General features: G+C 72.2%; 24 protein-coding genes and 1 pseudogene. 19 read left to right on the top strand and 6 right to left on the bottom strand.

Going from position 1 to position 23,418, the window contains the following annotated elements; all coding sequences use genetic code 11:
• Positions 1 to 109 precede the first annotated feature (109 nt).
• Positions 110 to 1,717 (bottom strand): FAD-binding oxidoreductase, encoded by a 1,608-nt coding sequence (locus tag IE318_RS36855; protein WP_189907285.1) that lies wholly within the window; start codon positions 1,715 to 1,717, stop codon positions 110 to 112.
• Between the two features lie 47 nt (positions 1,718 to 1,764).
• On the opposite strand from IE318_RS36855, the gene IE318_RS36850 reads away from it, so the two are divergent.
• Both IE318_RS36850 and IE318_RS36845 read left to right on the top strand, forming a co-directional pair.
• Entirely contained in the window at positions 1,765 to 2,421 is a 657-nt protein-coding gene (locus IE318_RS36850) for a TetR/AcrR family transcriptional regulator (RefSeq protein WP_229904000.1), read from the top strand.
• Entirely contained in the window at positions 2,418 to 4,016 is a 1,599-nt protein-coding gene (locus IE318_RS36845) for a glycerol-3-phosphate dehydrogenase/oxidase (protein ID WP_189907284.1), read from the top strand. The genes IE318_RS36850 and IE318_RS36845 overlap by 4 nt, the downstream gene beginning before the upstream one ends.
• A 116-nt stretch (positions 4,017 to 4,132) precedes the next feature.
• On the opposite strand, the gene IE318_RS36840 is transcribed toward IE318_RS36845, so the two are convergent.
• Together IE318_RS36840 and IE318_RS36835 are read right to left on the bottom strand one after the other, a co-directional pair.
• Positions 4,133 to 4,660, bottom strand: coding sequence for a hypothetical protein (locus IE318_RS36840; protein ID WP_189907283.1), 528 nt, complete (start codon positions 4,658 to 4,660; stop codon positions 4,133 to 4,135).
• A gap of 218 nt (positions 4,661 to 4,878) precedes the next feature.
• Positions 4,879 to 7,158 (bottom strand): catalase, encoded by a 2,280-nt coding sequence (locus tag IE318_RS36835; RefSeq protein ID WP_189907282.1) that lies wholly within the window; start codon positions 7,156 to 7,158, stop codon positions 4,879 to 4,881.
• Positions 7,159 to 7,491: 333 nt separating this feature from the next.
• Here IE318_RS36835 and IE318_RS36830 point away from each other — a divergent pair, with 333 nt between their 5' ends.
• From IE318_RS36830 to IE318_RS36815, 4 genes are all read left to right on the top strand, one after another.
• A complete protein-coding gene (locus IE318_RS36830) occupies positions 7,492 to 8,202 on the top strand; it encodes a lipoprotein (RefSeq protein WP_189907281.1) in 711 nt (236 codons plus the stop codon).
• A gap of 246 nt (positions 8,203 to 8,448) precedes the next feature.
• The gene (locus tag IE318_RS36825) at positions 8,449 to 9,198 is read left to right on the top strand and encodes a nucleotidyltransferase family protein (protein ID WP_189907280.1); all 750 of its coding nucleotides are present in this window, start codon (positions 8,449 to 8,451) and stop codon (positions 9,196 to 9,198) included.
• On the top strand, positions 9,195 to 9,485 hold the full coding sequence (locus IE318_RS36820) for a hypothetical protein (protein WP_189907279.1): 291 nt from the start codon (positions 9,195 to 9,197) through the stop codon (positions 9,483 to 9,485). The genes IE318_RS36825 and IE318_RS36820 overlap by 4 nt, the downstream gene beginning before the upstream one ends.
• A complete protein-coding gene (locus tag IE318_RS36815) occupies positions 9,482 to 10,243 on the top strand; it encodes a metallophosphoesterase family protein (protein ID WP_189907278.1) in 762 nt (253 codons plus the stop codon). Before IE318_RS36820 ends, IE318_RS36815 begins: the two co-directional genes overlap by 4 nt.
• On the opposite strand, the gene IE318_RS36810 is transcribed toward IE318_RS36815, so the two are convergent.
• Positions 10,244 to 10,894 (bottom strand): VC0807 family protein, encoded by a 651-nt coding sequence (locus IE318_RS36810; RefSeq protein ID WP_229903999.1) that lies wholly within the window; start codon positions 10,892 to 10,894, stop codon positions 10,244 to 10,246.
• A gap of 151 nt (positions 10,895 to 11,045) precedes the next feature.
• Between IE318_RS36810 and IE318_RS36805 the strand changes: the two genes are divergently transcribed.
• Complete coding sequence (locus IE318_RS36805; RefSeq protein WP_189907277.1) at positions 11,046 to 11,510, top strand: low molecular weight protein-tyrosine-phosphatase; 465 nt, start codon at positions 11,046 to 11,048, stop codon at positions 11,508 to 11,510.
• A 152-nt stretch (positions 11,511 to 11,662) separates the two neighbouring features.
• Positions 11,663 to 12,484: a fructosamine kinase family protein gene (locus IE318_RS36800; protein ID WP_229904006.1), complete on the top strand. Its 822-nt coding sequence runs from the start codon at positions 11,663 to 11,665 to the stop codon at positions 12,482 to 12,484.
• A gap of 4 nt (positions 12,485 to 12,488) precedes the next feature.
• On the opposite strand, the gene IE318_RS36795 is transcribed toward IE318_RS36800, so the two are convergent.
• Entirely contained in the window at positions 12,489 to 12,953 is a 465-nt protein-coding gene (locus IE318_RS36795; RefSeq protein ID WP_189907275.1) for an SRPBCC family protein, read from the bottom strand.
• Between the two features lie 263 nt (positions 12,954 to 13,216).
• Between IE318_RS36795 and IE318_RS36790 the strand changes: the two genes are divergently transcribed.
• Positions 13,217 to 13,696: a hypothetical protein gene (locus IE318_RS36790; protein WP_030184725.1), complete on the top strand. Its 480-nt coding sequence runs from the start codon at positions 13,217 to 13,219 to the stop codon at positions 13,694 to 13,696.
• A gap of 676 nt (positions 13,697 to 14,372) precedes the next feature.
• Here the strand turns inward: IE318_RS36790 and IE318_RS36785 are convergent.
• Positions 14,373 to 15,041, bottom strand: coding sequence for a site-specific integrase (locus tag IE318_RS36785; RefSeq protein ID WP_373311389.1), 669 nt, complete (start codon positions 15,039 to 15,041; stop codon positions 14,373 to 14,375).
• On the opposite strand from IE318_RS36785, the gene IE318_RS45605 reads away from it, so the two are divergent.
• The 10 genes and pseudogenes from IE318_RS45605 (at position 15,009) to IE318_RS36740 (ending at position 21,473) form a co-directional block, all read left to right on the top strand.
• On the top strand, positions 15,009 to 15,158 hold the full coding sequence (locus tag IE318_RS45605) for a hypothetical protein (RefSeq protein WP_373311388.1): 150 nt from the start codon (positions 15,009 to 15,011) through the stop codon (positions 15,156 to 15,158). The two genes, IE318_RS36785 and IE318_RS45605, sit on opposite strands and share 33 nt — an antisense overlap.
• The gene (locus IE318_RS36780) at positions 15,155 to 15,379 is read left to right on the top strand and encodes a hypothetical protein (protein ID WP_189907273.1); all 225 of its coding nucleotides are present in this window, start codon (positions 15,155 to 15,157) and stop codon (positions 15,377 to 15,379) included. The genes IE318_RS45605 and IE318_RS36780 overlap by 4 nt, the downstream gene beginning before the upstream one ends.
• 8 nt (positions 15,380 to 15,387) lie before the next feature.
• On the top strand, positions 15,388 to 15,600 hold the full coding sequence (locus IE318_RS36775; RefSeq protein ID WP_189907272.1) for a hypothetical protein: 213 nt from the start codon (positions 15,388 to 15,390) through the stop codon (positions 15,598 to 15,600).
• Between the two features lie 460 nt (positions 15,601 to 16,060).
• Positions 16,061 to 16,435: a DeoR family transcriptional regulator gene (locus IE318_RS36770; protein ID WP_189907271.1), complete on the top strand. Its 375-nt coding sequence runs from the start codon at positions 16,061 to 16,063 to the stop codon at positions 16,433 to 16,435.
• A gap of 235 nt (positions 16,436 to 16,670) precedes the next feature.
• The gene (locus IE318_RS36765; RefSeq protein ID WP_308438619.1) at positions 16,671 to 18,287 is read left to right on the top strand and encodes a pentapeptide repeat-containing protein; all 1,617 of its coding nucleotides are present in this window, start codon (positions 16,671 to 16,673) and stop codon (positions 18,285 to 18,287) included.
• A 355-nt stretch (positions 18,288 to 18,642) separates the two neighbouring features.
• Positions 18,643 to 18,861: a hypothetical protein gene (locus IE318_RS36760; protein WP_189907269.1), complete on the top strand. Its 219-nt coding sequence runs from the start codon at positions 18,643 to 18,645 to the stop codon at positions 18,859 to 18,861.
• A gap of 218 nt (positions 18,862 to 19,079) precedes the next feature.
• Positions 19,080 to 19,445 (top strand): annotated as a pseudogene (locus tag IE318_RS36755) (hypothetical protein); the annotation flags it as partial.
• A 989-nt stretch (positions 19,446 to 20,434) separates the two neighbouring features.
• Positions 20,435 to 20,719: a hypothetical protein gene (locus IE318_RS36750; protein ID WP_189907268.1), complete on the top strand. Its 285-nt coding sequence runs from the start codon at positions 20,435 to 20,437 to the stop codon at positions 20,717 to 20,719.
• Positions 20,716 to 21,036: a hypothetical protein gene (locus tag IE318_RS36745; RefSeq protein WP_189907267.1), complete on the top strand. Its 321-nt coding sequence runs from the start codon at positions 20,716 to 20,718 to the stop codon at positions 21,034 to 21,036. Before IE318_RS36750 ends, IE318_RS36745 begins: the two co-directional genes overlap by 4 nt.
• Entirely contained in the window at positions 21,033 to 21,473 is a 441-nt protein-coding gene (locus IE318_RS36740; protein ID WP_189907266.1) for a hypothetical protein, read from the top strand. The genes IE318_RS36745 and IE318_RS36740 overlap by 4 nt, the downstream gene beginning before the upstream one ends.
• The last annotated feature ends 1,945 nt before the right edge of the window (positions 21,474 to 23,418 follow it).

The following is a 23,418-nucleotide window of genomic DNA, read 5'->3' as shown; positions in this document are numbered from 1 at the left end:
TCGGGGCAGTGGGAGTGAGCGGGTGGCGGGAGAGGGCGGGTGGGGGACGAGGCGGGCGGGCGCGAGTCGGACCGCCGGGCCGGCGCCGCGCCGCGTCGGTCCGGCCGCGTCAGTCCAGGGGCAGGAGCACTCCCGGATTGAGCAGCCCGTCCGGGTCGAGCCGCTGCTTGACGGCGCGCAGGGCCTCGACGCCCAGCGGCCCGGCCTCCCGGACGTACCCGTCGCGGTGGTCGGTGCCCACGCCGTGGTGGTGGCTGATGGTGCCGCCCGCGGCGAGGATCGCCTCGCTCGCCGCGCGCTTGGCGGGCGCCCAGTGTGCCACGGGGTCCTCGCCCTGCGCCGAGACCACGGTGAAGTAGAGGGAGGCGCCGTTCTCGTAGACGTGCGAGATGTGGCACATCACCAGCGGCGGGGTGCCGGACCCGGTGAGCGTCGTGGTGAGCGCGGCACGGACGGCGGCGTACAGCTCGGGCACGCGCGACCAGAACGCGGCGGTCTCCAGGGTCTCGGCGAACGCGCCCACGTCCAGCAGCGCGTCACGCAGATACGGCGCCGAGTAGCGGCCGTGGGCCCAGCGTTCGCCGGGTTCCTCGCCGAGGTACGTGCCGCCGCACGCGCGCAGCACGGCGGCCGCACGCTCCCGGCGGTGGGCGACGTCCTCGGCGGTGCCCTCGTAGCCGGCGATCGCCTGGCAGCCGGCGGGCTGCGGCGCGCGGGAGGCGCCGATGGCGTCGGGCTGGGCGAGGCCGATCAGAGTCTCGGTCTCGTCGGACAGGCGCAGCACCGTGGGCCGCGGCCCGTCCTGGGCCAGCCGGCGCAGGGCGGTGGCGCCCTCCTCGAAGGAGGCGAAGCGCCAGCCCTCGTACACGCGGGTGTGCGGCAGCGGGCGCAGCCGCACGGTCACCGAGGTGATGACCCCGAAGGCGCCCTCGGAGCCGAGCACGAGCTGGCGCAGGTCGGGTCCGGCCGCCGAGCGCGGGGCCCGGCCGACCTCCAGGGTGCCCTCGGGGGTGGCGACGGTGAGGCCGAGCACCATCTCGTCGAAGCGGCCGTACCCGGCCGAGGCCTGGCCGCTGGAGCGGGCCGCGGCGAACCCGCCGATGGTGGCCCACTCGTAGGACTGCGGGAAGTGACCGAGGGTGAAGCCGTGCTCGGCGAGCAGCGCCTCGGCCTGGGGGGCGCGCAGTCCTGGTTGCAGGGTGGCGGTGCGGGAGACGGGGTCGAGGGCGAGCAGACCGTCCATGCGGCGCAGGTCCAGGGCGACGAACGGGCGCCTGCGGGACCCCGGCTGCTCGGGGGCGAGGCCGCCGACGACGGAGGTGCCGCCGCCGAACGGGACGAGGGCCAGGTCGTGGGCGGCGCAGGCGCGCAGAACGGCGAGCACCTCGTCGTGGCCGGCGGGGAGCACCACGGCCGCCGGGAGGTCGGCGACGTCCCCGCGGCGGATCCGCAGCAGGTCGGGGGTGGACTTGCCGCGGGTGTGCCGGATCCGGGACTCGGCGTCGGTGCGGACGTGCGCCTCGTCGCCGACGGCGTCCCGCAGGGCCCGGTGCGCGGCGGCGGTCAGCGGTGAGGCGGGGACGTCGATGTCCTCCAGCTCGACCGGACCGGTGCCGTGCGGCTTGACCCCGAGCAGGTCGCGCAGCAGCGCGGTCACCGATTCGGGCAGCGGTGTGGCCTTGGCCGGGTCGCCCCAGCCGCTCCACAGCATGTCCATGGGGTTGTTCCTCACCGGTCGATCGAAGGGGCGTTACACTGTTACACATGACGCCTATTCGTCACAACGGTTCAGGGGGTCCGAACGGCAAGGGCGACCCGGCAGCGGTCTCCGGCGCGCCGGAAGCGGCCGGGGATCCCGTGCTCGACGCCGTGCGCGACTGCGTGCTGGCCGTCGGAGTCCGGCGTACGACCATGACGGACGTGGCCCGGCGCGCCGGTGTGTCCCGGATGACGCTGTACCGGCGCTGGCCCGACGTGCGCTCTCTGGTGGGCGATCTGATGACCCGGGAGTGGATCGACGTGGCCACGCGGTCGATGCCCGAGCGCCGGCCCGGTACCGCCGACACGCGCGCGCTGATCGTCGACGGGCTGGTGGCCGGGGTGGCGGCGTTCCGCGCGCACCCGCTCTTCCGCAAGATCGTCGACGTCGACCCCGAACTGCTGCTCCCCTATGTACTGGACCGTCGCGGAGCCAGCCAGGAGGCCCTGCTGGCGCTGCTCGCCGACGCCCTGCGCGAGGGCCACGCCGACGGCTCGGTGCTCACCGGCCACCCCGACCGGCAGGCCAGGTCCCTGCTGCTGGTCGTCCAGTCCTTCACTCTGTCGCTGCGCACGATGACCGACGAGGACGACCCCGGCCTGACCGCCGAGGCGTTCCTCGCGGAACTGCGGACCATCCTGGAGAGGACCCTGACGCCATGAGCCCAGCCCACCCGCACACCGCCCCGGACGGCGCGGCTCCCGGATCGTCGCTGACCGCCGCGCGCCGCGCCCGCGAACTGGCCCTGACCGTCGGCGGTCCGGCCGTGGACGTCCTGGTCGTCGGGCTGGGCGCGACCGGGGCGGGGGCCGCGCTGGACGCGGCGGCCCGGGGACTGACCGTGGCCGCGATCGACGCCCACGACCTGGCCTTCGGCACCTCCCGCTGGAGCTCGAAGCTCATCCACGGCGGGCTGCGCTACCTGGCCTCGGCGCAGCTCGACGTCGCGCACGAGAGCGCGGTCGAACGCGGGGTGCTGATGGAGCGCACCGCGCCCCACCTGGTCGGCGCCCAGCCGTTCGTGCTGCCGCTGACCCCGCTGGTCTCCCGCGGTCAGGCGGCCCTCGCCTGGGCGGGCCTGCGCGCGGGCGACGGTCTGCGCCTCGCGGCGCGCACCGCCCGCGCCACCCTCCCGGCGCCGCGCCGGCTGTCCGCGGTGGAGACCCGCCATCTCGCTCCGGCGCTGCGCGGGGCGGGGCTGCGCGGCGGCCTGCTGTCCTGGGACGGCCGGCTCGCCGACGACGCCCGCCTGGTCACCGCCGTCGCCCGTACGGCGGCGGCACGCGGCGCCCGGATCCTCACCCGGGTGCGGGCGCTGGAACTGACCGCGGCCGGTGCCCGGGTCCGCGACGAACTCACCGGCGAGGAGGGCGAGATCCGGGCCCGAGCCGTGATCAACGCCTCCGGGGTGTGGGCGGGCGGCCTGGTGGACGGCATCCGGATACGCCCCTCCCGCGGCACGCACCTCGTGCTGCGGGCCGACCGCCTCGGCCCGCTGCCCGCCGGACTGCACATCCCGGTGCCCGGCGAGACCAACCGGTTCGTCCTCGTTCTTCCCCAGGGCGACGGCCGGGTCTACGTCGGCCTCACCGACGAACCCGTCGACGGTGAGATCCCTGACGTTCCCGAGGCTCCGGAGACCGACATCGGGTTCCTGCTCGACGTCCTGGGTTCCGCCCTGGACGTGCCCGTCCAGCGCGACGACGTGGTGGGAGCCTTCGCGGGGTTGCGCCCGCTGCTGGACGTGGGCGCGGGCGACGGGTCCGGCGCGGCGCCCCGGACCGCCGACATCTCCCGCAGGCACGCGGTGCTCACCTCGCCGGACGGCGTGATCACCGTGGTCGGCGGCAAGCTCACCACCTACCGGCGGATGGCCGAGGACGCCGTGGACGCCGCCGTCGCCACGCACCGCCTGGCCGCGGGGCCCTCCCCCACGGCCTCACTGCCCCTCGTGGGCGCCGCGTCGCCGCGCGCCCTGTCCGCGCTCCAGGCACCGCGCCGCCTGATCCGGCGCTACGGCACCGAGGCACCGGCCGTCCACGCCCTGGGCCTCCACGATCCCCGGCTGCGCGAGCCCGTGCTCCAAGGCCATCCCGTCACCCGCGCCGAGCTGGCGTGGGCCGTGCGGCACGAGGGCGCGCTCGACGAGGCCGACCTCCTCGACCGGCGCACCCGCATCGGTCTGGTCCCCGCCGACCGCTCCGCCGCGCTGCCGGCCGCACGGGAGGCGGTGGGCGAGGCACTCGGGTCCCGGTGAGTTCGGCGGCGGCCCTCGGGTCCCGGTGAGGTCAGGGGCGGCCACTCGGGTCCCGGTCCAGTTCGGGAGCGGCCCTTCGGCCCCGTGCCGGGGCGGGCCCGGGCGGGCCTGTACGGTCAGGCCGCCAGGGGCCGGTCCGGGTGCAGGCGGTCCAGCAGTTGGGGGTGGTGCAGGGCGCTCACCGGGGCGAGGAGGTCGGGATGGCGCAGCAGCGCGGCCGCCCGGCGGTCTCGCTCGTCGGGGGCGATCAGCCGGCGGAACTCGACCGGGGCGCCCGCCACGTGGCCGCCGTCGGCGAGCGCGGCCACCGCGCGGTCGGCGAGCCCGGGGTCGGTGAGCAGGCAGGCCGCCCAGCTCGCCACGACCTCGTCCACCCAGGTGCGCCAGGCGTACGCGTCCGGGTCGTCGCCCTCGACGCCGTCGGCGCCGGTGATCCAGTCCAGCCGGGCCGAGCCGCCGGGGCCCGACATGCCGACCAGTGCGGCGTCCATGGACGTGGGGTAGCGCAGCCAGGCCGCGACCGTGACCGCCTGGCGCGCCTGCACCTCGCACAGGGCGGAGGCCAGCGCGCCGTCGGACGCCGGGTACGCGCTGGTCAGCCATTGGGTGGTCGCCGCGATGAGCGGGGAGAGATCTTCGAGCACTGCGGGGGCCGTTCGAGCTGTTCACGGACGAAAAGGACTCCCTGCAACGCTAGCCCTCGGCCTCGGCGAGCCATATGGCCCAGGCCTCCTCCGGGGCGTGGCTTGTGCCACATGGCACGCGCCGGTGGGTGGCGGTGCGGGACGGAGGGGCCTGGGCCCTGTGCTCGGTGTGCAGATGTGACGGGTGGGGGGGGGTGACCTGCGTCGAAGTGGGGCGGTCAGGCCTCCCCGGGGAAGCGTTCCCAGACGCGGTGGGCGCCCAGGAGGCGCGCGATCTGCTCCAGCGTGCTGGGTCCGCTGTCGCCGACGATCACGCCGGGGGCGTCGACGGGGACGCCGGCCGCCTCCAGCGAGGCCTCCGCGCCCTTCCAGGCGCCGATCGCCTTGCCGTGCCGGAAGGCTTCGGAGAGCAGCAGGCTGACGCGCGGGTCGTGGGTCGCCTGCTGCGGTGAGGGCAATCCGGACTTGGCGTCGCGCGCACCATAGGCGTCGGCGCCCACGCCCGGCAACCCGGCCAGCAGGACGGCGTCGAACTCGACGGAGCGGGCGGTGGCGTAGGTGCGCTGGACGGGCAGCGCGTCGGCGCCGTCGCCGAGCTTGCCGCCGGTCGGCGCGACGACGAGGGGGACCATGCCGCCGGCGAGCACCGCATCCCGTACGGCCCGTACGCCGTCCAGGTCGCCGTCCGGCCCGGCGACGATGCCGATGACCCTGCCGTCCGTCGGCCAGGTGCGCCCGAGCTGGGACAGCGCCGGGCTGGGCTCGACGTCGGCCAGGGGCACGGTGGCCTTGGGTGCGGGCAGGCCGAGCCCGGCGGCGACCTCCGCGCACAGTTCGGGGTCGATGTTGGCGAGCACCTGCAGGCCCCGTTCCTTGATGGCCTGCTCCCAGCACTTGCCGAGTTCGAAGGTGTAGGCGCCGATGATGTGCTCGCGTTCCACCGGGCTCATGCTGAGATAGAACCGGCGGGGCTGGCTGAAGTGGTCCTTGAAGGACTCGGGAGCGTCCCGGACCTTCTTCGCCTCCGGCACGCGTACGGGCGTCTCGATGTACGCGCCCGTGTCGGCGCCCGCCGTGAACGGGCAGCCTCCGTCGAGGGAGTTGGGACGGTAGGGGGCGACGCCCGTGTGCACGGCGGACTGGTGGAAGCTGTCGCGCAGCATGTCGTTGACCGGGGCGTGCGTACGGTTGATCGGGATCTGCCCGAAGTTGGGGCCGCCCAGCCGGGTGATCTGGGTGTCCAGGTAGGAGAACAGGCGTCCGGCGAGCAGCGGGTCGTCGGTGATGTCGATGCCGGAGACGAGGTGGCCGGGGTGGAAGGCCACCTGCTCGGTCTCGGCGAAGAAGTTCTCCGGGTTGCGGTTGAGGACGAGCCGCCCGATGGGCTGCACGGGGGCGAGTTCCTCGGGGACGATGTTGGTCGGGTCCAGCAGGTCGATGCCCTCGAAGGTCTGCTCGGGGGTGTCGGGGAAGGTCTGGATGCCCAGTTCCCACTCGGGGTAGGCGCCCGCCTCGATGGCGTCGGCGAGGTCCCGGCGGTGGAAGTCCGGGTCGACGCCGTTGATGATCTGTGCCTCCTCCCACACCAGGGAGTGCACGCCCAGCTTGGGCTTCCAGTGCCACTTCACCAGCGTGGTGTTGCCCTTGTCGTTCACCAGGCGGAAGGTGTGGATGCCGAACCCCTCCATCATCCGGAACGAACGCGCGATGCCCCGGTCGGACATGTTCCAGATGGTGTGGTGGGTGGCCTCGGTGTGCAGGGTGACGAAGTCCCAGAAGGTGTCGTGGGCGCTCTGCGCCTGCGGGATCTCCCGGTCCGGATGGGGCTTGCCCGCGTGGATGACGTCGGGGAACTTGATGGCGTCCTGGATGAAGAAGACCGGGATGTTGTTCCCGACCAGGTCGAAGACGCCCTCGCCGGTGTAGAACTTCGTCGCGAACCCGCGGGTGTCGCGCACGGTGTCGGCGGATCCCCGGGACCCCAGCACCGTGGAGAACCGTACGAACACCGGCGTCTCGACGTCCTTGGCGAGGAACGCCGCCTTGGTCACCGAGGCCGCGGTGCCGTAGCTGGTGAAGATGCCGTGCGCCGCCGCGCCGCGGGCGTGGACCACGCGCTCCGGGATGCGCTCGTGGTCGAAGTGCATGATCTTCTCGCGCAGGTGGTGGTCCTGCAGCAGCACCGGTCCGCGGGGCCCGGCCTTGAGCGAGTGGTCGGTGTCGTACAGCCGTGCGCCCTGGGCGGTGGTCAGATAGCTCCCGGCCTGCGCCATGGTGGACTGGTCCGCGCCGGTCGGCTGTCCGGTGGGCGAGACGGTGTCCGGGCCGGTCTGGTCCGGCTTGGGCGGCAGCGGTCCCTGGGGCTCCGTGGGCTCCGCGACGGAGGGCGACCGCGAACCCGGCTTGCCCGGGATGCCCCCCTCCGGTCCCGCGCCGTCGCCCTTGAGAGCGTCGGCGACCTTGCGGGCTGTCTGCTTGATGGGGTTGGCCTCGCTCATCAGTACCGTTCCTCCGCTTCTGGCCGTGCCGCGGGTGTGCGCCTCGGCCGTGTGCTGTCCTGTCCGGCGGGGCGGCCGTCTCCGGGCGCGCCGGTCTGCACCGCCGGGCCGGTCGTCACCGCCGGGCCCGAGCCAACTGGATAACCCGGAACCAAGGGGTAAAACGCCCCGAATAGGCATCGACTCCGCCAATCTCTCACGGTGGGGAGGCGGGCGCATGGGGCACGCGACGAGGGGGTGAACCCCTCGAACCCCCCGCACAGCGCACCTCCGTTACAGTGACGCGGCCGCGGGGAGGGGAAGGATCCCGACCCGTGGGAGGGGAGAGACAGGGTGAGCATCGGGGCGGGAACGGCGTGGCGCGGTGCGGTCGCCGCGGCAGTGCTGCTGGGCGGGGCACTGACGGGCTGCTCGCAGACGTCGGACGACGACGGGAAGCGTGCCTCGCGTACGCCGACGACGGCCGGCGACACGGCGACGGCCGACTCCAGTACGGGCGCGGGCGCGGAGGCTTCGGGAGGCGTGGCCCGGCGCGGAGGCAGCGTCGGGGCGGCCGGGTCGGCGTGCCCCCTACCCGTCACCTTCGACGTCGCCGCCGACTGGAAGGCCAAGGCCGTCGACGCGAACGCCGGCGGCGACTCCGCGGAGGCCGAGGCATTCGCCGATGCCTTCCTGCGCGTGGGCCCGGTGATCGCCACGTGCGAGATCGACGCCAAGCCCGCCGGGAACATCGGCTTCCTGCGGGTATACGCCGGCAAACCGGGCTCGGGCGACGCGCGCTCGGTGCTGCGGGCCTTCCTGGCGGACGAGGGCGACGTGGGCAAGGAGCGGTACAGCCCGTTCACGGCGGGCGGTCTCGACGGCGTCGAGGTCGAGTACCTGTATACGAGCAAGGTCCTGGACGAGACGAGCAAGGAGAGCGCCCTCGCCGTCATCACCCCGAAGGGACCGGTCGTGCTGCACCTGGGCGGTCTCGACACCGAGGAGCACGACCAGATGCTCCCCGCCTACGAACTCGCCAAGCGCACCCTGCGCCCCGCCTGACCGCGTCGTCCGACCGCCACACGCCCCGGCACCCGGCTGAACCATGCCTCCGGCTTCCGCCGGAGCCGCCCCCGGTATCCGCCCGGGCTTTGTCCGCCGCGGCGGACCGGGCACGCCGTGTCGTCACGGGCACGTCGGGTACCCGACCCCGCACGAGAGGGCGTCCGGGACCGGGCGAGGCGGCCGGCCCCGGGATGTGGAGCCCGGTGGGCCGCCCGGTGTTCGGTCCGGTGAATGGAGTGGGGCATGACGCGGAACGGAGGCGACGCGGCTTCGGCCCGGAGGGCAGGACCCCCCGGCCTTCGTCTTGCGGCAGGCGGGGCGGAGCCGCCCGCCTCCCACGGAGCGCGGCCGAAGGGACAGCATCCGCCTCCTGACCAGGGGCAGGCGATCCTCGAGGCGGCCAAACAGGTCGGCGCGCTCCTGAAGCGCAAGGGGCACCCGTTCGCGCTGGCGGGCAGCGTGGCCGCCTACGCGCACGGCGGCAACGCCAACCTGCGGCACGACGCCGACTTCTGCGTGCGGCGCGAGGACGCCGAGGCGGTCGCGGACACCCTGCGCGAGGGCGGCCTGCCGGTCTACACGCCGCCGGAGGACTGGCTGATCAAGTCCAAGTGCTTCGACCAGGACATCGACATCATCTTCGAGCTGGCCCACGAGCCCGTCTCCCTGGAGATGCTCGCCCGGGCCGAGGAACTGCCGGTGGACTCGGTGCGGATGCCCGTGCTGGCCCCTGACGATCTGCTGTGCGGCCTGATCGCCGCCTTCTCCGAGCATCACTGCGACTTCGGCGCGGTCCTGCCCATCGCCCGCGCCCTGCGCGAGAAGGTCGACTGGGAGCACGTCCGGCGCGTCTGCGGGGACGAGCCCATGCCCGCTGCCTTCTTCTTTCTTCTCGAACGCCTGAACGTCATCGCCCTGCAGCAGGACACGCGGCCGAACCAGCGGCAGGACGCGCGTCGGGAGCGGAACGAGCCGCGGGAGGAGCAGCCATGAACCACCACGGCCAAGAGCCGGCACCCGGTGTCCCGCCCGCCGGGGAGAACCTGGAGTACCGGGTCGCCCATCTGAGGGACCGGATCGCGGGCGGGCCCCTGGGCGAGCTCGGGGCACGGCTGGAGGTGCGCGGTGAGACGGTGCTGCTGACCGGTACGGTCCCCTCGGCGCACACCCGCGACGAGATCTGCGACCTCGTCGCGGCGGAACTTGCCGGACACCAGGTCCACTGCGACATCACCGTCGCAGACTCCTCCTCCCCCGACCACGCAGAGGACCTCGCATGATCCGCGCAGCAGCCGTCGGAGACATCCACATGGCGCCCGAGACCCAGGGCATCCTGCGTCCGGCCTTCGAGACACTGCCCGACTGCGCCGACCTGCTCCTGCTGGCCGGTGACCTCACCCGGCACGGCACGCCGGAGGAGGCACGGGTGGTGGCACGGGAGATCCAGGGCCTGGGAGTGCCGGTGGTGGCCGTCCTCGGCAACCACGACCAGCACGACGACCGGCCGGAGGAGGTCACCGCCATCCTGGAGGACGCCGGCGCGCAGGTCCTGGAAGGTCGGTCGGTCGTCGTCGACTGCGGCGGGGAACGCGTCGGGGTGGCCGGCACCACCGGGTTCGGCGGCGGCTTCGTCGGTCGCAGCGCGGGCGAGTTCGGGGAGCCGCTGATGAAGGAGTTCGTCCGGTACTCCCGCCGCTGCGCCGAGAGCCTGCGCGCGTCGCTGGATCAGCTGGCCGAGCAGGGCTGCGACCTTCGGATCGCCCTGACCCACTACTCTCCCGTGCCCGACACCCTCGCCGGGGAGCCGCTGGAGATCTACCCCTTCCTCGGCAGCTATCTGCTGGCCGAGGCCATCGACACGGCCGGGGCCGACCTCGCCGTGCACGGCCATGCGCACCTCGGCACGGAGAACGGCATGACCAACGGCGGAGTCCGGGTGCGCAATGTCGCCCAGCCGGTGATCGGACGGGCCTTCCACGTCTACCACCTGCACGCGCGGCAACCGGTGGGGGCCGCCGTCGCCGGTGGGCCGACGTAGTCAGACCACGGCCGCCGCGCGGCGACGGCGCCGGATCGTCCAGGGCAACAGCAGGGCTATGACGCCGAGTTCGACGGTCGTCGACACTCCCGGGACCGCCTCGACCGGAAGGGTGAAGAGGAGCACGAACCGGGCCGCCGCCTCTGCCGTCAGTGCGACACCCCAGACGGCGGTCTCGAAACGCAGGGCGTTCGGCGCCCGCGACGCACCGGGCCCGGCTGCCGGGTGGAAACGGCGGGACAGATAGGCGAGGGCCGGGCTGCCGGTGGCGCAGGTGGCGAGGAAGACCAGGCCGGCCAGGGCGCTGCTCGCCGGGTCCCGGGCGAGCAGCATCCGTTCGTCGCGGGCGAGAAGGGCGAGGAGCAGCATCAGGGCGTAGCTGCCGAGCATCAGCGTGTTCAGCCCGTCGATCCGCCTGCTGCGGGCCGTCGTCCAGACGAGCCGGACGCCCGCGGCAGCGGTGGCGGCCAGGAGGGAGGCGGTGATGCCGGCTCCGAGCGCCTGTGCGCCGTAGAAGACGCCGGGTGACAGACCGAGGTCGAGCAGGAGGCCCAGGCGGCCGGCCTTCGAGGTGCCCGTCGAAGTGTGCTCGGAAGTGGCCTTCGAGGCCGGCGCGGGGTGGTCGATGGCGGTGAGTCCGTTCGAGTCCATGGTGCGAGGCTAGGGATCGCGCCCGCTCTGTTGATCAACCCGTGAGCGGAGATACGGGTGGATTTCTCCCGCCCGGTCTCTCCACCCAGGGGTGGGGTCCGCGTGACGGACCCGCGGCCGGCCTCGGGACGCCGCCTCGTACCCTGGGGCCGTGCACATCTGTTTTGTCTGCAGCGGGAACATCTGCCGGTCTCCGTCCGCGGCCCTGGTGTTCGACGAGCATCTGCGCCGGGCGGGCCTCGACGGGGTGGTCCGGGTCACCAGCGCCGGCATCGGGCCGTGGCACGCCGGGGAGCCCATCGACGAGCGGGCCGGCGAGGTACTGGCCCGGCACGGCTACCCGGTCGAGCACGTCGCCGCACAGGTCGGCGCCGAGCACCTGGACGCCGATCTGTTCCTGGCCATGGACCGCGGCCACGAGAAGGCTCTGCGCCGCCTCGTCGACGACCCGTCCCGGGTGCGGATGCTGCGCTCCTTCGACCCGGACGCCACCGGCGACCTCGACGTCCCCGACCCCTACTACGGCGGTCCGGAGGGGTTCGAGGAGGTGCTGGCCATGATCGAGGCCGCGATGCCCGGACTGCTGGCCTGGGTGCGCGGGCGCCTGCCGTCGTGACCTCCGGTACCGACGACCCGGACGGCCCGGACGACTGGGACGACGCGGACGACCGGGACGACGCGAGCGACCGGGACGACGCGGACGCCCCTGATGCCGCCCCGGATCAGCCGGCTGCCGGCCCGGACGACCCGGCTGCCGCGGCGGCCCGGCTGACGGGTCGTCGGGTGACGGACCTGCGCCCGTTGTCCTCGACGCTCGCCGAAGTGACGCTCGACGGCGGGCGGGTGATGATGCTCAAGCGCGGTGACGAGCCGGGCGCGGTGCGCGCCGAGGCCGCGGGGCTGCGCTGGCTGGCCGCCGCGGGCGCCGTCGCGATCCCCGCCGTACACGGTCACGACGGGCGCTGGCTCGTGACGGACCGGGTCGCTCAGGGCCGGCCGAGTGCGCGGGCGGCGGTCCGCCTCGGCCGCGACCTCGCGGCCCTGCACGCCGCCGGGGCACCCGCGTTCGGGGCCCCTCCCCCGGGCGGCCCCGAGCGGGCGTACATCGGACTCGCGCCCCTGCGCAACGCCCCCGGCGACGACTGGCCAGGCTGGTATGCCGAGCACCGGGTGCTTCCCTATCTGCGGCGCGCATTCGACGACGGCACGCTCCGCCCCGCCGAGGCGGCCGTGATCGAAGGTGCCCTGGAACGGCTGGCGGAGCTCTCCGGCCCCGCCGAGCCGCCCGCACGCCTGCACGGCGACCTGTGGAACGGCAATGTGCTGTGGGGCGCGGACGGGCAGGCCTGGCTGATCGACCCGGCGGCGCACGGCGGACACCGCGAGACGGACCTGGCGATGCTGCACCTGTTCGGCTGCCCGCATCTGGACCGGGTGCTGGAGGGCTACCAGGAGGTGGCGCCGCTCGCGGACGGCTGGGCCGAACGCATCGGGCTGCACCAGCTCTTCCCGCTGCTGGTGCACACGGTGCTGTTCGGCCGCGGGTACGCCCGCCAGGCCGTCGAGGCGGCCCGCGGCGCAGGCCGGTGACCGCTCACCCCCGCGCGCCCTCCACCAGCCGGGCGAGATTGTCCAGAGCCATCCGGGTGCCCAGCTCGTTGTCCTGGCGCGGGACGGCGTCCGGCATTCCCTCGTGCCGGACGACGACCTCCGTCCCGCCCCGCACCTCGGTGAGGGACGTGGTCATCGTGATCGCGCCGCGCAGCGCGTCGTCGTCCGCCTCGAACTCGAGGACCTCGACCACCAGTTCGCCCGGCACCAGGCGTGCGAAGTGGCCTCGGTAGGTGTCCGTGCGGGCACCCGACTTCCCCTCGGCTCCGGGGTCGTCGTAGACGAGGGAGACGCGGAACCTGCCGCCCTCGCGGGGATCGAACTCGTGGACGTGGCCGGTCATGCCGTCCGGGACCCGCCAGGCCGCCACCGCTTCCGGGTCGACGAGCGCCCGGTACACAGCGGCGGGCGGCGCCTTCACAAGCCGGGAGACCGTCGTGGTGTACACAGCGGTACCGTACTGCGCCTGACGCCCGTTTCGGACGGACACTCGCGCATGACGCGCCGTCATTAGCGCCTTGTCGCCCCGGGGTTGAGCGGCCCATGTCCCGATTTCGTCACCAAGTTGCCCCCGCGTCCCTTCCGTTGCCCGACCGGGACCGGCACATGCTAAGAAATACGGCGTTACAGGCATGCGGGCGTACCACGGGGGTGCGCCGCGGGCCATGCCGTCGCGGCCCGTCGCGGCCGCAGGGGGAAAGGGACCATCACGTGAACCGCACTCGCACGACCGTCGCAGCCCTGGCCGCAGCCGGGGTGGTCACCGCGGCCCAGCTGGGCCTGGCCGGTGCCGCCTCCGCGGCGCCCACCGTCACCAGTACGAGCTCGGGCTGCCCGATCAACATCGTCTATCCGACCCGGTTCTACGTCGACCACAACGGCTGGGTGACCAACGGGGGCCTGTACTTCGGCATCAAGAGCAAGACCAGCAAGAGCTTCAAGAAGGTCACCTTCACGGTCACCAACGTCAAGAACCTGCGCTTCGGCTCGGCGACGGCCAAGGGCGGCAGGATCAGCCACAAGACGTCGCAGACCGTGTCGGTCTACACCTCGACCTTCAAGGGCAAGGCGAGCCTCGGCTTCAAGGTCCGCACCCACCTGCTGAACACCCGCAGCTACAAGCTGAAGCTCACCCTGCACGGCTCCGGCTGGAACTGCGCGGTCAACCAGGGCACGTGGGGCTCCCGCTGACGCCCCCGCGCGTCTGAACCGCTCCGCCTCCGGTGCCCCGGCCCCTTCGGCCGGGGCACCGGTGTGCCGCGGCGGCATCGGCGACACGCAGGTGCGTCGCGACCACCTCGGCGCGGTACGCACCGGACACCCGCGAGCCGGGCATCGGCACCATGACGGGGTTCCGGCCCCACACCGACGACCAGGACTTCGGGGCTCCGGCCGCTGCTCCGGACGCCCCGGCGCCGTCACCCCTCGGAGCGAGACGGCCGGCCGGCGGTGCCGCACCGCGTCTCCCCGCACCACGACGTCCAACTCCGTGACATCGGCCAGAACCTCCATGACCGGTCGTGGCAGCAGACCCTGGTCCGCCCAACCGCGTGGCGCGGTCCGGGCATTCGTACGAATCGCCGGCCCGGCCACCCGCCACCGGGCCCGAGCGCCTCACCCAGACGTACCAGCGTCCGGGACATGACCGGGGGGTCGCCCCCGAAGCGGCCACGCGTTCCGGTGGGTGCGCGGGGCCCTCCCCCTTGCTGCGCGGGCGGCCTGCCGTCGCCCTCCGCGGCGGGTGTGCCGGGCCTCGCCTCATGAGGCCCGGCAGTGTAGACATGGCTCATGGTTCTACGAGCGGTGAAGACAGCCCAGGTCAGAGGCCACTCGACGCGATCCGGAAGCAGTCAAATCTCACAATCTCTCACGAGCCCGCTGCGCCGCCGCCATGGAAGCCGTCCCACACCGCGGCCGCCGCGCGCAGATTCTCGACCTCCGGATGGACGTACTTCTTCTTCGTGAAGCTCGCGTTCGTATGACCGGCCCACGCAGCAAGAATGTGGTCCAGAACACCCCTGTTGGCGAGGTAAGTCAGACACGAGTGCCGGGCGTCGTACAGGCGCACCTTGCGCAGCCCCAGGCCGGCCATCAGCCGGTACGCGTGCTGCTCGCGCAACTGCCGCGTGTTCACCAGCACACCGAGCTCGTCCACAACCACCATGCCGCTGTCGGTGTAGGCCTCGCCGGCCGCCAGCTTCTCGGCGGCCTGTCGTGCCCGGAACTTCCGCAGCGCTTCCCACACGCCCTGGGGCAGCGGCAGCACGCGCTCACCGGCCTCCGTCTTGGTGTCCTTCTCGATCACCGTCTTGTTGGAGACCATCGTGCGGGTGATGGCCGTTTCAAGGGTGCCGAGCGTGAGGTCGACCTCAGCCCACCGCAGACCGCACACTTCGGCGGGACGTAGACCCACGCCTGCCCCGACGACACGTTCTGGAAGACCGAGCACGTCGTGAAGTGGGCCGCCGGGCGCCCGTTCGCATGGATCGACGACGAATTCAACGTGACCGACCGCGACTACGTCGCCGAACACCACGACGGCCCGGCGCTCCTGCACTGGGTCAGCCCACGCGTCGGCCTCCTGGAACAGGACTTCAAAGCGCTCGCCGACTGGGCGGCCACCCTCGACGGTCACTCAGAGGCCAACCGGTGACCACGCCCTACGAACGGCTCATGGCCGAGACCATCCCCACCCGACCAGCACCGGCCCCGAAACCCGAGCAACCACCACCCCGCCAACCCGGGCGCTGGACGCCCGAAAAGCAGGACGCCCACTGGGCCGAACTCTGCCAAGCAGTCGGCGTCGCCAACGAACAACGCCCCACCCTCCGCCTCATCACCGAACCCGAGCCCGCCAACACCGACGCCGCATAGGACCCGACATGACCACCCTCAAGCCCAAGCCCACGAACGAGCCCGAGCGCATCGAATCCGCTCTCCGCCTCCTCGAAGCCGTACACCGCTGCCGCGCCCTCGGCTGGCGCACCATCACCGTCGACCGCCTAGTCCGCATCACGAACGGCGACGACGCCAAGGCCATGCCGCCCGACCCGGCCACCGCGCCCAGGTCCGCACGCGGCACCCACCACGCCTGACCCCTTGCTGACAGATCTGTCAGCAACCTCAACGACCGAACCCTCAAGGACACGACCTCATGGCAACCGAAGCCACACGCGCCTCACAGAGCGCCGAACAGCACACCGGACGACCCGGAAGGTCCAAGCGACCCCCAAACGCCGCCTGGTGGGTCGCCGGAAACCCACAACGAGGCTCACACGCCCGAAGCCGCCACCGCCGATCGCGACACCGCCCGCGCCAGCATTCCTGAACTACTGCAGCGGCTTAGGCGCTGTGCAGCAAGCCGCGCCCGCTCGACGAGGCCGAGGGCCTGCTCGACGCCTACCGCTCCGCGGTGCCGGCCAAGGCCATCGGCCGCCTCCCCACCCCCTACCGGGCGCGTCTGTACGGCACCCGTTGGAACGAGGCGATCATCGCACTGTAGGAGATCGCCACTCGCCAGACCGGAGGTGACCGGCCGTAAGCCAGCCGCCCGCCATGACGGTCGCCACTCGCCGGGCGCTCGTTCGCCAGCTCATCGCGCAGGGCCCGACACTGAGCACCCGCAACATCGCAGCTCAGGTGGGTGTCAGCAAGGACACGGTCCGCGGCGACCTCGCCGCCATCCGCCAGGAGGACGCCCAAGCTTCGCCGGAACCGGCCGCCAGCGCGCCGGAGCCGTCGCCGGACACCGACCACCTGACCCTCGTGCTCGACGAGCCGCTGCGCCAGGCTCTCGCTGTACTGCGCGCCACCCGCGGCCCAGAAGACACCACGAAGCAGAACGAGGCTGCTGCCCGCGCCGCCATCCGCGCCACGGCGGACCCCGTCCGCGACGCCCAGCAGCGCCATCAGGGCCAGCCTTCTCCATGAACCATTGAAATACCTGGCGGGGCTGACGGGCGATCCCGATGCAACCGGATGATCTCTCACTGCCGTCCCTCTCATGACCGCCATGCGATGACGCACCAAGCCTGGAGCCGCCCGTATGACAGAGCCGCCGTCCCCGAGTCAGAGCCCGTCCTGGCCCCACTGTGGGTACGGCGCTGATCCGACCGATGATCCGGTCGGTTGTCGCGGTATCCACGTCACCGGCCACACCGCGTGCTTGGCACATCTCGCGGACACGGAACGCAACGACTACCTGTCGAGCCTGACCCTCGGCGCCGACATCGACCACCGCGGCACCCCCTTCACGGAAGACCTCCTAAACGGACTCCTGAACGCCCTCATCGATCCGGCCACTGGACGCTCCTGCTTTGGCGAGGCCCACTTCGACAGCGCGCAGTTTTCCGGCGAGGCCCGGTTCGACAGAGCGCAGTTCTCCGGCAACACGTGGTTCATCGAGGCAAAGTTCGCTGGCGACGTCTGGTTCGCCGGGGCGCAGTTCGCCGCCCACGCCTGGTTCTATGGGGCTCAGTTCGCCCGCAAGGCTTGGTTCTTCGCGGCCCAGTTCGCTGGTGGCGCCCTATTCAACGGGGCCCGGTTCGCTGACGATGCTCGGTTCGACCGTACTCAGTTCGCTGACGACGCGCGTTTCATCGGAGTGCAGGTCACTGGTAATGGCCAGTTCGACGGGGCCAAGTTCTCGATGGCGTCGCGGTGGGGGCCGATTGTCTGTGCGAGGACGCTGGACCTATCGGGTGCTGTGTTCGGAGCGCCGGTGACGCTGGAGATCGCGGCGCGGGAGGTGCACTGTGTACGGACCCGGTGGGATTCGACGGCCACAGTGCGGTTGCGCTATGCCTCCGTGGATCTCGGTTACGCGGTGCTGACGGCTCCGGTTGCGGTCACCGCCCACCCCGCCCCGTTCACCGCTGGTGGTGTCGTAGACGAGAGTCTGTTGTCCGGCCCCGCCGGGGTGCGGGTGATCTCGGTGCAGGGGGTGGACGCCGCCCACCTGGTCCTGACCGACTCCGACCTGACTGACTGCCTGTTCTCCGGGGCCTTCCACCTCGACCAGCTCCGCCTGGAAGGCCGCACCATCTTCGCGCCCACACCGGCCGGGTGGCAGCGCCGCGGCATACGCCTGTCGCGGTGGACACGCCGACACACCCTGGCTGAGGAACACCACTGGCGCGCGCAGACTGCCGGCCAGCCCGCACTACCCCCCGGCCAGACCCCATCGCCCCGTCAGTGGCGTCCCGGCCCGCACCACCCCGACCCCGACCGCACTCCCGACCCCGAGGACGTCGCAGCCCTCTACCGACAACTCCGCAAAGCCTTCGAGGACGGAAAGAACGAACCCGGCGCCGCGGACTTCTACTACGGCGAGTGCGAGATGCGCCGCCACGACCGCGCCGGCACCCCGAAGGGGGAACGCCGCTTGCTGTGGGGCTACTGGCTGCTCTCCGGTTACGGCCTGCGCGCCTCCCGCGCCGTGAGCTGGCTCCTCGCTGCCATGTCCCTGACCGTGTTGCTCCTCATGGGTGTCGGCCTGCCCACCCACGACCCTGACCCGGCCACCACAGGCACCCTCCACGGCAGCAAGATCAGCCTGAACACCAGCACCCCCGATCCGGCCCTCCACGGCCGCTGGGACCAGCGCATGACGTGGAAGCGGGCCGAGAAGGCCACCCGCGTCGCCGTCAACTCAGTGATCTTCCGATCCTCCGGCCAGAACCTCACCACCGCCGGCACCTACATAGAGATGGCCTCCCGCCTCCTGGAGCCCACACTCCTAGCCCTGGCCGCACTCGCAGTACGCGGCCGCATCAAACGCTGACCCCCCGCACGAGAGGATGACCCCAGGTTCGCCGAGCACGTCACCGTCCGAGTCCTGTTGTTGTTCGGCGACCAGGCCGAGATCGTCGCTGACGTCTCGCCGGAGCGCGCCGATCCGGAACGCTCCCTGTTCAAGCATTGGGTGGGCCAACACGATAGACATCCAGTGCTTCTGCCCTCTCGTGGTATGGCAATCCGGACAGCTTTGTGACGAGAGACCACATAGCGCGCTCGTCCTCCAGTTTGGACGGCACAGTCAGACCCAGCGACTCGGCGAGTGGCTTGCGACCGACATTCACCAGTGCTCGCACTGCCGGCGCTACACCCGGGCCAAGCGCGAGCGCATCGAGTGGCACATGGGCCGTTGCTGGCAGAACCCGGGCGCCCGCGGCTGCAAGACCTGCGCGTGGTTCCAGGAGGCTCGCTGGTCCAGTCACCAGTGCATCCCCGGCCAGGACTGCGGGTGTTCCTCGTGGCCCGAGGCCTGCTGCCACACCGACGGGCCCGAGGAACTGCAGCAGCCGATCACCGGCTGCCCGCTCTGGGAGCTGCACCCGCGGCTGGCGGACCAGTGACCGAGCCCAGCTCGGAGGAAGAGCCCGTCGCCTGCGCGTGCGGGCGCCTCCTCACCGACCCCGAATCCCGCGGCCCGCGGCCACGAACCCGTCTGCTGGCGCAAGCTCCACCGCCGCACCAACCGCCAGCCACGCCTCGCAACCCCGCGCGCCGCCCGGCCCGGCGCGGATCAGCCCGAACTACCAGCCGACGACCAACTCACCATCCGGGAGCTCTGATGACCTACCCGAACCTGCTGACCCCCGGGGAGAAGCTCGCCGACGCGAAGGAACGGCTGAGCATCCTGCGGATCGTCGCGATCTGCGGGTCCATGCGCTTTGAAGCCGACATGCAGGCAGAAGCCCACGCCGTGTCAGTGGCCGGGAAGATCGTGGTGATGCCGCACGTCAACACCAAGCTGTGGCACTCCGACGCTGTGGCGAAGGTGAAGTCCGCGCTCGACGACCTGCCCCGGGCGAAGATCCGGCTCGCGGACGAGGTGCTCGTTGTCGGCGACTACGTGGGCTCGTCGACCATCGCGGAGATCGCCTACGCCCGCGAGCTGGGCAAGCCCGTCCGTTTCACGCACCCCGAGGTCGACCCAGGGGAGCCCGACGGCGACACGGCCGCCGAGGAGCCTGCCGCCGTGCAGCCGTCCGCCGACCGGGCCGCGCTCCGCGACCGCATCGCCAACGCCATCGGCCGCATCCCGCTCGTGCTCCCTATCGAGCACCGGCGCGCGGCGGCCGACGCGGTGCTGGCCGTGCTGCCCGAGCCCGCCGACCGGGCCGCCGTGTACGCCGAGGTCGCCGACCGGTTGGCGGCAGACGCCGAGCAAGGCGGCAAGGACGGCCTGACCCGTATCTACCGCCGATCAGCCGCACGGCAGGTACGCGCCTGGGGCGACGAGCTGCGCCGCATGGCCGACGAGACGCAGCAGCCCACCGCCGAGGCCTCGTTCATTCCAACCGCTCACTACCGCCGCGACGACGGGGTGGAGTGCTGCGTCCACACCATCCCCGTCGGCCCCAACTCCTGCCCGGCCTGCCGAGAGATCGCCGACGACGAGGCGCAGCAGGACGGGGCGCAGCCGTGAGCAGCGTCGTCGCGTACCTGACGCTCGTCCTCACGATCAGCGCCCTCGCTTGCAGCCACCAGGGCAGAACTTCCCGCCGTTCTGGGCCTGGCGATACCTCCGCGCACACCGGGCGCACCACGAGCCGCGGCCGGAGCCCAGCCCGGGGCCGGCCCGACCGCAGCCCGCGCCGTCCTGGGCGCACACAGAGCCGTACGACTACGACGAGGCTGCGTGAGAGGTCGCTGGAAGCCGCCGCATGCTGCGCGCATCATCGGCCGGACCCGCACGTGCCCGAACGGCCCCCGCTTCGCCAGCCGAGACCTCGCGCTCGCCGCGCTCCTCGGCTGGGTCGGCCCTACCCAACTCGAGGCCACCGCCTGCCACCTCTGCGACGGCTGGCACCACACCCCCGCGCCCCGCTGACCTGCACCATCGGGCGAACGATCACCCGCCTGCTGAACTAACACCAGCACCCATCGCACACCCGGCCACCGACCCCCTCACGGAGGCCCACCATGACCACCACCCAGGACGGCGCCCACCCCGCCGTCCCCGCCTCCAACAAGGCGAGCAACGCCCGCGAAGACCCCCTCAACACCTTCGCCGAATGGATGCTCACCGGCCGTGGCTCCCGCCAGCACGCCGACCGCATCCTCGACCGACACGCCCACGAACTCGCCGAGCAGCAACGCGCCCACCTCCTCCAGCAGGGCTACGACCTCGACTGCGTGTGCGGCGGCTGCTCAGCCTGCCTCGCCCGCGACTACATCGACCTCATCGACCCGGAGGCGCAGCCATGACGTCGGCCGAGGAGCTCACCGCGGCAGCCGATCTCCTGCAGCCGCTCGCCGAAGCCGCCCAGGCCGACCTTGAGACCGCCGACTACTGGCAGTGCTACGACCCCGCCACCGCCTGGCGGGACGGCTTCCTCAACGGCATGGGCGGCAAATGCAGCGACCTCGTCGGCCACTTCACGCCCGCCTTCGCGCTCGAGCTCGTCCGCCTGTTCCGATCGGAGGCACGCCGCCTCACGATCCACACCCACCCCGACTGGCAGGACGTCGTCGCCCCGCACGCCGTCGCCCTGGCGCGCGCCATCCTCGGAGGCAGCCGGTGATCCGCGAGGACAAGTTCCGCATCGCTCGCCGGCCGTACGCCGTCGACCTCGGCAGCCTCCGAGTCGGCGGCTCCTCCGAACACGGCTGGCACCGTGCTCAGGTCACCGCAGTCTGGTTCCGGGGGCGGCCTCGTGGCCTGATCGTGGCGTGCATCGGCGCGCTCCGCACCAGCCAGCGACCCGCCCCCGAGACCGTGGTCGAGTTCCTGGAGCGCTACGACGACGGCCGGTACGGCGGCGACTGCGACGGCCGATGGGACGGCGAGAACTATTGGGGCGCGCAGAAACCCGAGGTCATCGAACAGCACCTCGCCATCCTGCGCCCCATGCTCGCCCACTACCCGGCGCTCCCGACCGGAGACGACGGCTGGTGGACCTTCCGGGACGGCGGCATCAGCGCCGCCACCCGCCAAGCCGCCACCGGGAGCCAGCCGTGACCCGCACCCGCTGCACCGCCCGCGCGGCCCAGCTGGCCGCGCTCGTCCTCGCGGCCAGCGCCTGCCACCTCGCGGCCCGCAGCAGCTGGCACGCCGCGGCTGGCCCCGCCAGCCTGGCCGTGCTCCTCAGCGCGTACGCCCACCACCTCCGGCACCGCGCCCGCCGTGGGCAGGCCATCGCCTCGCGGCTCGCTGCGCTCGGCCGCGCCCTCGCTGCCCGGCCGGTGCCTTGCTGCTCGTTCTGGCGGCACTCCGGTGGCGTCGTCCACGGCCACGACTGCACCCGCTCAACCGCCGGCCGCCAGGCACGCCCCTCACCACGGCCGAGCGCGCCGCATTCGAAACGATCGCCGCCCACTACGACGACCGGACCGCCGCATGAGAACGCCACTCAACAAGTTGGCCGTACGCATGCGGCGCATCGCCGCCGATCGCATTGAGCGGCCGATGGCTGCCCTCGAGCCCCGCCGGCTCTACACCGCCCGCGGGATCGAGCAGCTGACCGGCACCGCCGCCACGATCCGCGCCGACCGCAGTCGGGGCCCTGGCCCGAGCCCGACGACACCGAAGGCCGGGCCCACTGATGGAGATCTCCACCGTGACGAAGGCCCTCGAGGGCCGCCGCAGCTACCGCCGGTGATCCACATCAGCAGAGGGCTACTCAACCCTCCGAGGAATCGGGAGGATTGGGGGCGTGGCGAAGAAGAAGCGAACGAAAGCTGAGAAGGCGTACAGGCAGGCCAAGAGGCTTCAGGAACGAGTCCGCCAAGAGCGATCCGCGATGGCGCAGCGAGTGAGGGCGGCCCGACAGGAGCGCGTTGGTGACGGGGTGTCGAAGCCGCCACCAGACAACCCCGTCTCCGTACGCACCATCTCGTCGGCCGTCGAGGGCAGCCGCCGTCGGCACTGACCCTCGAGCCCCTGCGCGCGCCACGCCATACGATTCGTGTCCGCCCCGTACGTTGCGGCGTGGCGCCGATGGCCTACGATGCGGGGGACGCCCGAAAGGGCCTGAAGCTGGCTGGTACCCAGCTTCAGAGCCCCCTCGAGGGTGCCGCATTCAACGAGCCCGGCCGTCCAACATCCGGCCGGGCTCATTGCTGAGCTCGTACCGTCCGGCCGCCTCGGTGCATCTGGTCAGGACCAGAAGGACCGCAGCACGTGAGTGATCATCACGATCACGCGCGCCCATGCCAGCGCCTCCTGACCGCCTATCCGGCGGTGCTTACGACGCTTGCAGCACGCGCAATGTTCGTTCCGATCCATCCGTGCATCACCTCTTTCGGCCCCAATTGGCCCTGGGTGCAGGGCCTTCGCTCCGGCTGGAGCGAAGGCCAGGGAGGCCTGTTTGGTGAAGCGACAGCCAGCATAGGGCAGTTGGCGAGCCACGAAGGCTGGGGGACCACAACTTGTGGGCCGCTGTAGCCATCCAACCACTAGATGTAGGACCGGGCCCGAAGACCCAGCTCGCCACGCGTGTCGCGTGCCGCGCTACGCGTGTCGCGTGTGAATGCACTGGAAGGCCGCGCTGGCGCCCCGGGGCCGGACACACGGAAGTCCGCACCTCAGCTCCGGTGTCGGGCACGCCGACGCACACCCGTATCGCCAGCGGGCCTAGGGAGATACCGTGAGCGCCGCGGGGAGGACGCGTGGGACTCCCGGGCAGAAGGGAACCGGCGCTCGGTTGACGAGGCGCCGGATGGCAGACTGGGGCGGCGACCCACAAGGTCTGCACTCCGGCGGTGAAGAGTACAGCAATGGGCCTTTTTGCCCGCCGGTCACCACGCCGGCCATACACCCGGACACGTGATCAAGTCCCTTGATCCACACTTTTCACTCGAAACGTGTGTTTGGCGCAACCTTTCGAAAGCAACTACCGTTGCGCCGGAGGGAGACCATCGAGAGGGGCCGACGACGCGGCCCGCAGACAGTGCCACCATCACTG

The organism is Streptomyces spiralis, from assembly GCF_014654675.1.
GTDB lineage: Bacteria > Actinomycetota > Actinomycetes > Streptomycetales > Streptomycetaceae > Streptomyces > Streptomyces spiralis.
This window is presented reverse-complemented; position numbering and strand designations above follow the sequence as displayed.